This is a genomic window from Polaromonas sp. P1_G2 (genome assembly GCF_056405515.1).
On the sequence record NZ_JBFUBY010000197.1, the window covers coordinates 1 to 7,784 of the forward strand.

Here is a 7,784-nt window from a genome sequence, read left to right on the forward strand (position 1 = left end):
CCGCGTAATCGAGAACAAAGCGCGCGTAGCCATGCCAGGACGTTTCGCCCGCGGCCGCCACGTGGTAGATCCCGGCAAAGCCCGCTGTGGACCCAGTGAGCGCGCCGCGCAGCATGTGGGCCGTGACATCGGCCAGCAGGTCGGCCCCTGTAGGCGCTCCGAACTGGTCGCTGACGACCGTCAGGCGGTCGCGCTCGGCGGCCAGGCGCAGCATGGTCTTGGCGAAGTTGCCGCCCCGGGCCGCATAGACCCAGCTGGTGCGCAAAATCAAGTGCCGGGCGCACCGCGCTGCAATGCGCTGCTCGCCCTCGAGTTTGGTCCGCCCATAAACGCTGAGCGGGCCGGTCGGGTCGCTTTCTTCCCAGGGCTTGCTGCCGCTGCCGTCAAACACATAGTCCGTCGAATAATGGACCAGCCATGCCCCGGCGGCGTCCGCCGCTTCCGCCAGCACGCCCGGCGCTTCGGCATTGACGGTATGCGCGGTGGTGGCATCGCTTTCAGCCTTGTCGACGGCGGTGTAGGCAGCGGCATTGACGATGACGTCAGGCCGGATCTGGCGCACCGTCTCACGGATGCCGTCCAGATTGGCGAGGTCGCCGCAAAAGTCATGGCTGTGGCGGTCCAGCGCGACCAGCTCGCCCAGGGGCGCCAGGCTGCGCTGCAGCTCCCAGCCCACCTGGCCGTTCTTGCCGAAAAGCAGTATCTTCATGCGCGCGCTCAGGCCGCGGCCGTCGCGTACTGGGCATCGACCCAGTCGCGGTAAGCCCCGCTCTGCACATGGGTGACCCATTCAGGGTTGTCCAGGTACCACTGCACGGTCTTGCGGATGCCGGTTTCAAAGGTTTCGGCGGGCTTCCACCCCAATTCGCGCGTCATCTTGGCGGCATCGATCGCGTAGCGGCGATCGTGGCCCGGCCGGTCCTTGATAAAGCTGACCTGTTCGCGGTAGCTACCGCCGGCGCGCGGGCGCAACTCGTCGAGCAGGGCGCACACCGCATGGACGATGTCGATGTTCGGTTTCTCGTTGTTGCCGCCGATGTTGTAGGTCTCGCCGGGCTTGCCGGCTTCGAGCACGCGGCGAATGCCGCTGCAGTGGTCCTTGACGTACAGCCAGTCGCGCACCTGCTGGCCGTCGCCGTAGACCGGCAGCGGCTTGCCGGCCAGGGCGTTGACGATCATCAGCGGGATCAGTTTTTCGGGGAAATGGTAAGGGCCGTAATTGTTGGAGCAATTGGTGGTGAGCACCGGCAGGCCGTAGGTGTGGTGATAGGCCCGGGTCAGGTGGTCGCTGGCCGCCTTGCTGGCCGAGTAGGGGCTGTTCGGCTCGTAGCGGTGGGTTTCGCTGAAAGCCGGGTCGGCGGGCTTGAGCGAACCGTAAACCTCGTCGGTGGACACCTGCAGGAAGCGGAACGCGGCCTTCTCGCCGTTCGGCAGGCCGGCCCAGTACTGGCGCACGGCTTCCAGCAACCGGAAGGTGCCGACGATATTGGTCTGGATAAATTCTTCGGGATCCGCGATGGAACGGTCCACATGCGACTCCGCCGCGAAATGGAGCACGGCACGCGGCTTGTGCCTGGCCAGCAGTTCAGCGACCAGGGCCCTGTCGCCGATGTCGCCCTTGACAAAAACGTGCCGTGGATCGCCCTTGAGGGGCGCCAGTGTTTCCATGTTGCCGGCGTAGGTGAGCTTGTCCAGGTTGACGACCGGCTCGTCGCTGCCTGCCAGCCAGTCAAGGACAAAATTGGCGCCGATAAATCCGGCTCCCCCCGTAACCAAAATCATGAGCTCACCTTCCATGCGCCGCTGCAGTGCGGCACCGGCTCACATTATGCCCTCGGCCTCGCGGCGGGAAGGCCGTGGGCAAGGGCCGCCGCCCCGGTCAGAAGTGAATTCCACGCATCATCTGCTGCATGGCAACGGCTTCGGCCGACAGCTGCGGTTTGGCGCCCTTCTCGCCCTTGGCGGCCGAAGAGTCGGGGAACATGCGGAAGCTGGTGTTCATGGCGATCTGCGCGATGCGCGGCACCAGCGCGTGCATCAGCTGGCCGGTGATGCCCAGGCGTGTGGCGACGCGCACCGGCTTGAAGATGCAAGCCTGCGCGATCATGTCGGCGGCCTCTTCGGGGGACAGCGTCGGCACGTTGTTGTACAGGTTGGTAGGCGCGATCATGGGCGTGCGCACCAGCGGCATGTTGATGGTGGTGAAGCTGATGCCGACGTCGGCGAACTCGCTCGACGCGCAACGCGTCCAGGCGTCCAGCGCGGCCTTGGAGGCCACATAGGCCGAAAAACGCGGCGCGTTGGTCAGCACGCCGATGGAACTGATGTTGACCACATGGCCCTTGCGCCTGGCCGCCATGCCGGGCAGCAGGCCCATGGTCACGCGCAGGCAGCCGAAGTAGTTGAGCTGCATGGTGCGCTCGTAGTCGTGGAAACGGTCGTAGCTGGCCTCGATCGCGCGGCGTATGGAGCGGCCGGCATTGTTGATCAGGAAATCGACGCCGCCGTGGTTGGCAATCAGCAGCTTGAGGAAACGATCGCAATCGGCCATGTCGGCGATGTCGGCCGGGTAAGCCACGAACTGGTAGCCCTTGGCCTTGGCTTCCTTGCAGGCTTCATCGAGCTTGTCCTGGTCGCGCCCGCAGATGACGGTGACCGCGCCGGCCTCGGCGAACTTGTGCGCAGCGGCCAGGCCTATGCCGGAAGAGCCACCGGTGACCAGCACCACCTTGCCGCCCACTGTTCCCTTGAGCGAGCGGTCGATGTGCAGGTCGGGATCCAGGTGGCGCTCCCAGTAATCCCACAGGCGCCAGGCGTAGTCCTTGAGGTTGGGGCACTCAATGCCGGCGCCCTTGAGCGCAGCCATGGTCTCGCGGCAGTCGAAACGGGTCGGGTAGTTGACGAAGGTCAGCATGTCCTCGGGCAGGCCCAGGTCGGCCAGCACCGCGTTGCGCACACGCCGCACCGGCGCCAGCGCCATCAGGCTCTTCTTGACGCCGCGCGGGATGAAACCCAGCAGGGCGGCGTTGATGAACAGGTTCATCTTGGGCGCATGGGCCGCGCGGCTGAAGATGTCCAGCACGTCGCCGACGCGGTAGCCCACCGGGTCCACCAGGTGGAAGCATTTTTTGGCGATGCCGGTCTTGTGGCTGATGTGGTCCAGCGCGTCGACCACGAAGTCGACGGGGACGATGTTGATGCGCCCGCCTTCCAGGCCCACGGCCGGCATCCAGGGCGGCAGGAGCTGGCGCATGCGCTGGATCAGCTTGAAGAAATAGTAGGGGCCGTCGATCTTGTCCATCTCGCCGGTGGTGCTGTCGCCGACCACCATGGCGGGTCGGAACACCGTCCAGGGCACCTTGCATTCCTTGCGCACGATTTTTTCGCTCTCGTGCTTGGTCATGAAATACGGGTGCTCGTAGTTCTCGGCCTCCTCGAACATGTCCTCGCGGAACACGCCTTCATAGAGGCCGGCCGCGGCGATGGAGCTCACATGGTGGAAGTGCCCGGCATCGATGACCTTGGCGAACTCCACCGCGCTGCGCGTGCCCTCGATGTTGACGGCGATCTGGCTTTCCTCGTCGGCGCCCAGGTCGTAGACGGCGGCCAGATGGTAAAAATGCCCAACCTGGCCCTTGAGCTTTTTGATGTCCTCACTGCTGACGCCCAGTTTCTTGCTCGTCAGGTCGCCATGGATGGCGACAGCCCGCGCGGCGCTGACGCCCCAGTACTCCCTCAGTGCCGCCACTTTGCCGGCGCTTTCCTTGCGGATCAGGAAATGAACGGTCGTGCCTTTTCGTTCCAGAAGTTTTTTGACCAGGCGTTTGCCGATGAAGCCTGTGGCCCCCGTGACGAAATAATGCATGTTGTGTTTTCTCCGCTGAACTGTCGATCAAAAACTGATTCTTGCTTAAAGCGCATGACTCTCTATTCAGCAGAAACCCGCGCTCAGCGGCGCGGGGCGTGCTTTTCCATAGAGCGGGGCACCTAAACAGCGCCGCGGGGAAGGCTTATATTTTCCGGTCTATGCGGCATACTGTCCGCGCAAATCCACAACCCTCACTGTCTGGAGTCCACCATGGTCAAGAAACTGCAAAAAATGAGCGCCGACAAAAAATCCGGTCCCCAGCTGTCGGGCGCCGTCAAAGAGTCCGCGCAGCAAATCTGGCTGGCCGGCCTGGGCGCCTTCTCCAAGGCGCAGGAAGAAGGCGGCAAAGTGTTTGAAACCCTGGTCAAGGAAGGCCTGTCCATCCAGCGCAAAACCCAGGCCGTCGCCGAAGGGAAAATCTCCGAGGCCACCAACAAGATGGCCACCATGGCCACCGACATCCAGTCCAAAGCCGGCCACCAGTGGGACAAGCTCGAAAACATTTTTGAAGACCGTGTCGCCAAGGCCCTGAACAAGCTTGGCGTGCCTTCCGCCAAGGACGTGGACGCACTGATCGCCCGCATCGACGAACTGAACCGCAACGTGCAAAAACTCAGCGGCAAGGCCCCGGCCGCCAAGACGGCGACCAAGACCGCCGCCAAAAAGGCCCCGGCCACCAAGCGCCCGGCCGCGCGCAAGTCGGCTTAAGCACTTCGAGCTTCACCAGAAAAAGGGACATGCCGTCCCTTTTTTTACGCCTGTGCGCGCCTCTCCGCCTGCGCGGTTTTGCTGCAAAGCAGCAATTATTTCCGGGGCCGCCGTCTACACTTTCTTTCCATGACCTCTGCCAAGCGTTCAAAAAGCAAACCCTCCACGAGCCAGCCGCGCATTGCCTTGGCCCTCGCCGGGGGAGGCCCATTGGGGGCCATTTACGAGATCGGCGCCCTCTGCGCACTCGATGAATCCCTGCAAGGCATCTCGTTCACTGAACTGCACCACTATGTCGGTGTCTCGGCCGGCGGCTTTATCGCGGCGGGCCTGGCCAATGGCATGACACCACGCGAACTCTGCGCTGCCTTTATCGAAAACGGCGACCAGGCCTCGGAGGTGTTTGACCCGGCCTGGCTGATGGTGCCGGCTTATGGCGAATTTTTGCGGCGCGGCATCACCCTGCCCGGCCTGGCCGCATCGGCCGCGTGGCGCGCCACCTTTGGGCGCAAGTCTTTTGTGCATGCACTGGAGGCGCTGGGGCCGGCCCTGCCCACGGGCATTTTTGCCAACGACAAAGTCGACACGCAGCTCGAAAAACTGTTTTCCAAGCCTGGGCGCACCAACGACTTCCGGCAACTTCGCACGCGCCTGACGCTGGTGGCGACCAACCTGGACAGCGGCGACGCCGCGCCCTTCGGCCGCCCCGGCTGGGACCATGTGCCGATTTCCAAGGCCGTCCAGGCCAGTTCGGCCCTGCCGGGCCTGTTCCCCCCGGTGGAGATCGACAGCCACTACTACGTGGACGGCGCCCTCAAGAAGACCATGCACGCCGGCGTGGCCATGGACGAGGGCATAGACCTGATGTTCTGCCTGAACCCGCTGGTGCCTTTCAATTCCACGCGCGCTCCCCGGCTGGCCATGGACCAGCGCGTCATGCGCCGCGGCCTGCCGCCTGAAAAGCAGGCCATCCCGCGCATCGTGAGCGGCGGCCTGCCCGCGGTGATGAGCCAGACCTTCCGCTCCATGATCCATTCGCGGCTGGAGCTGGGCATGAAGCACTACGAACACGCCTATCCCGACACCGACATCGTGCTGCTGGAGCCCGACCACCGCGATGCCGAGCTGTTCCTGGCCAATACCTTCAGCTATCGTCAGCGCCGCGAACTGGCCGAGCACGCCTACCAGCAGACCCGGCAGATGCTGCGCTCACGCAAGACCACGCTGTCGGCCAAGCTCGCGCGGCACGGCGTGAGCTTGAACCTGGACGTTCTGGAGGATCCCAAGCGCCACCTGGTGGCCGCGAGGCCGGCCGCCACCCGCGTGGGCCGCGCCATCGCCTCGCTGGAGGAAGTGATGGAGGATTTAAGCCATGCACTGCAACCGGCTTCCCGCACGGCGGTCCCGGCGTAACCCAAAGGTTCTCCATGGGCGGATATTGAGGCTTGGTGGACTTCCCTAGTTTCGCGCCGGCCAGCGCCGGGTTAGAGTTCAAGAACAATACGAGGTAGACAAAATGGCGAAAAAAGCGCCGCGCCGAACAGCAGAGCGGATCCTGGAGGTTACCCTGGACCTCTTCAACCGCTTTGGCGAGCCCAATGTGTCGACCACCTTGATCTCGGCCGAGCTCAACATCAGCCCGGGCAACCTCTATTACCACTACCCCGCCAAAGACGAGCTCATCAACTCGCTGTTCGACCGTTATGAAAAATCCCTGGGCGAACTGCTCAACGCCAGCGACGGCGTGCGCGACGTGGAGGACGCCTGGTTTTTCATGCACACGCTGTTCGAACTGATCTGGCAGTACCGTTTCCTCTACCGCGACCTCAACGACTTGCTGAGCAAGAACCGCCGGCTGGAAACCCACTTCCAGTGGGTGCTCAAGAACAAGACACGCGCCATCAAGAGCCTGCTCGACGGCATGAGCCGCGCCGGCGCCGTGACCATCGATTCGCGCGAGGTTGAGGCCACGGCCACCAGCATGGTGGTGGTGCTCACCTACTGGCTCAGCTTCGAGTACGTGCGCGACCCGCGCAATGCGCTGGAGCCCGCCAACGCCCAGGCCGCGCTGCTGCGCGGCGCGCACCACGTGCTCAACCTGCTGATCCCCTACCTGGAGCAAAGCCAGCGCGCGCACCTGCAAGCCCTGGTCGGCGCTTACAGCAACCCGGCTTGAGTTCCTTCAAACAGCCCTCATTGATAACACCAACAATTTTTACAGGAGACAAGACACATGGCCAAATGGACCGCTTTTCCCCATGCCGGCGACTACGCATTCGATGCCGCCAGCCTGAAAAAGAGCTGGGCCCGCCTGCACACAGGCGACTGCGAGCCCCTACCCAAGGATGCCGACGTACTGCAGGCCTGGGTGCTGTTCCACAACGGTGAATTCCAGAAGGCCTTTGACGCCGGCCTCAAGGCCGGCGGAGACGGCATCACGGTGGCCAACAAAGCCGCCAGCATGTACGCCACCTACCTGGAAACCAAGGAAAAAGCCAAGCTCGACCTCTTCATGGAAGTCGCCGCCCGCGCCGAAGCCCAGCAAAAAGACGACCCGAAGAACGCCAACGCCTGGTACTGGCAGGCTTACGCGCTGGGCCGCTACAGCCAGGGCATCAGCGTGGCCAAGGCCCTGGCCCAGGGCCTTGGCACCAAGGTGAAGAACGCACTTGAGCAGGCCATCAAGCTCTCGCCCAAACACGCCGACGCCCACATCGCGCTGGCGGCCTTCCACGCCGAGGTGATCGACAAGGTCGGCTCGCTGATAGGCGGCATGACCTACGGCGCCAAGAAGGACGTGGGCCTGTCGCTCTACAAAGACGCCCTGAAACTACACCCCGGCTCGGCCATCGGCATGATCGAGTACGCCAACGGGATGGTCATGCTTGAAGGCGACAAGAAGATGAAAGAGGCCACCAAGCTTTATGAGCAGGCAGCGGCCAGCAAGGCGCTGGATGCGACGGAACGGTTGGATGTGGAGATGGCTAAGGCGGAGTTGGAAGACTAAGCTTGCGCTTGGCTGGGTCTTGCTCCGGCTTGCGCGCCCTCGCCCTTTGCTGAGGGTTGCTGGCCGGGGGTAGCCCGGCAGCTACTCACTTTTCTTTTGCTTCGCCAAAAGAAAAGTAAGCAAAAGAAAAGGCGACCCTGGTTGCTGCGTCCCTTCGCTTCGCTACGGGCAACCTGCGGTGCTCGGTTCAGGCGGGGTCTC

7 protein-coding genes are annotated in these 7,784 nt (G+C 63.4%); 4 read left to right on the forward strand and 3 right to left on the reverse strand.

Annotated features, from left to right (window positions below; translation table 11 throughout):
- The 3 genes from rfbD to AC1D0P_RS18050 form a co-directional block, all read right to left on the reverse strand.
- Positions 1-709, reverse strand: a 709-nt coding sequence (rfbD, locus tag AC1D0P_RS18040; protein ID WP_477678009.1) for a dTDP-4-dehydrorhamnose reductase, incomplete at its 3' end; no start/stop codon positions are given.
- Between the two features lie 8 nt (positions 710-717).
- On the reverse strand, positions 718-1,782 hold the full coding sequence (rfbB, locus tag AC1D0P_RS18045; RefSeq protein WP_477678010.1) for a dTDP-glucose 4,6-dehydratase: 1,065 nt from the start codon (positions 1,780-1,782) through the stop codon (positions 718-720).
- Between the two features lie 97 nt (positions 1,783-1,879).
- Entirely contained in the window at positions 1,880-3,865 is a 1,986-nt protein-coding gene (locus tag AC1D0P_RS18050) for an SDR family oxidoreductase (RefSeq protein ID WP_477678011.1), read from the reverse strand.
- 213 nt (positions 3,866-4,078) lie between these two features.
- Here AC1D0P_RS18050 and AC1D0P_RS18055 point away from each other — a divergent pair, with 213 nt between their 5' ends.
- From AC1D0P_RS18055 to AC1D0P_RS18070, 4 genes are all read left to right on the forward strand, one after another.
- Positions 4,079-4,576: a phasin family protein gene (locus tag AC1D0P_RS18055; protein ID WP_477678012.1), complete on the forward strand. Its 498-nt coding sequence runs from the start codon at positions 4,079-4,081 to the stop codon at positions 4,574-4,576.
- Positions 4,577-4,705: 129 nt separating this feature from the next.
- Entirely contained in the window at positions 4,706-5,989 is a 1,284-nt protein-coding gene (locus AC1D0P_RS18060; RefSeq protein ID WP_477678013.1) for a patatin-like phospholipase family protein, read from the forward strand.
- Positions 5,990-6,092: 103 nt separating this feature from the next.
- Positions 6,093-6,752, forward strand: coding sequence for a TetR/AcrR family transcriptional regulator (locus AC1D0P_RS18065; protein WP_477678014.1), 660 nt, complete (start codon positions 6,093-6,095; stop codon positions 6,750-6,752).
- 57 nt (positions 6,753-6,809) lie between these two features.
- Positions 6,810-7,583, forward strand: coding sequence for a tetratricopeptide repeat protein (locus tag AC1D0P_RS18070; protein ID WP_477678015.1), 774 nt, complete (start codon positions 6,810-6,812; stop codon positions 7,581-7,583).
- Positions 7,584-7,784 lie beyond the last annotated feature (201 nt).

What these genes read in the sequence shown, in the direction of transcription:
- rfbB (WP_477678010.1), bottom strand. Translation starts at nt 1,782, where the DNA reads ATGATTTTGGTTACGGGGGGAGCCGGATTTATCGGCGCCAATTTTGTC.
- AC1D0P_RS18065 (WP_477678014.1), top strand. Translation starts at nt 6,093, where the DNA reads ATGGCGAAAAAAGCGCCGCGCCGAACAGCAGAGCGGATCCTGGAGGTT.
- AC1D0P_RS18070 (WP_477678015.1), top strand. Translation starts at nt 6,810, where the DNA reads ATGGCCAAATGGACCGCTTTTCCCCATGCCGGCGACTACGCATTCGAT.
- AC1D0P_RS18050 (WP_477678011.1), bottom strand. Translation starts at nt 3,865, where the DNA reads ATGCATTATTTCGTCACGGGGGCCACAGGCTTCATCGGCAAACGCCTG.
- AC1D0P_RS18060 (WP_477678013.1), top strand. Translation starts at nt 4,706, where the DNA reads ATGACCTCTGCCAAGCGTTCAAAAAGCAAACCCTCCACGAGCCAGCCG.
- AC1D0P_RS18055 (WP_477678012.1), top strand. Translation starts at nt 4,079, where the DNA reads ATGGTCAAGAAACTGCAAAAAATGAGCGCCGACAAAAAATCCGGTCCC.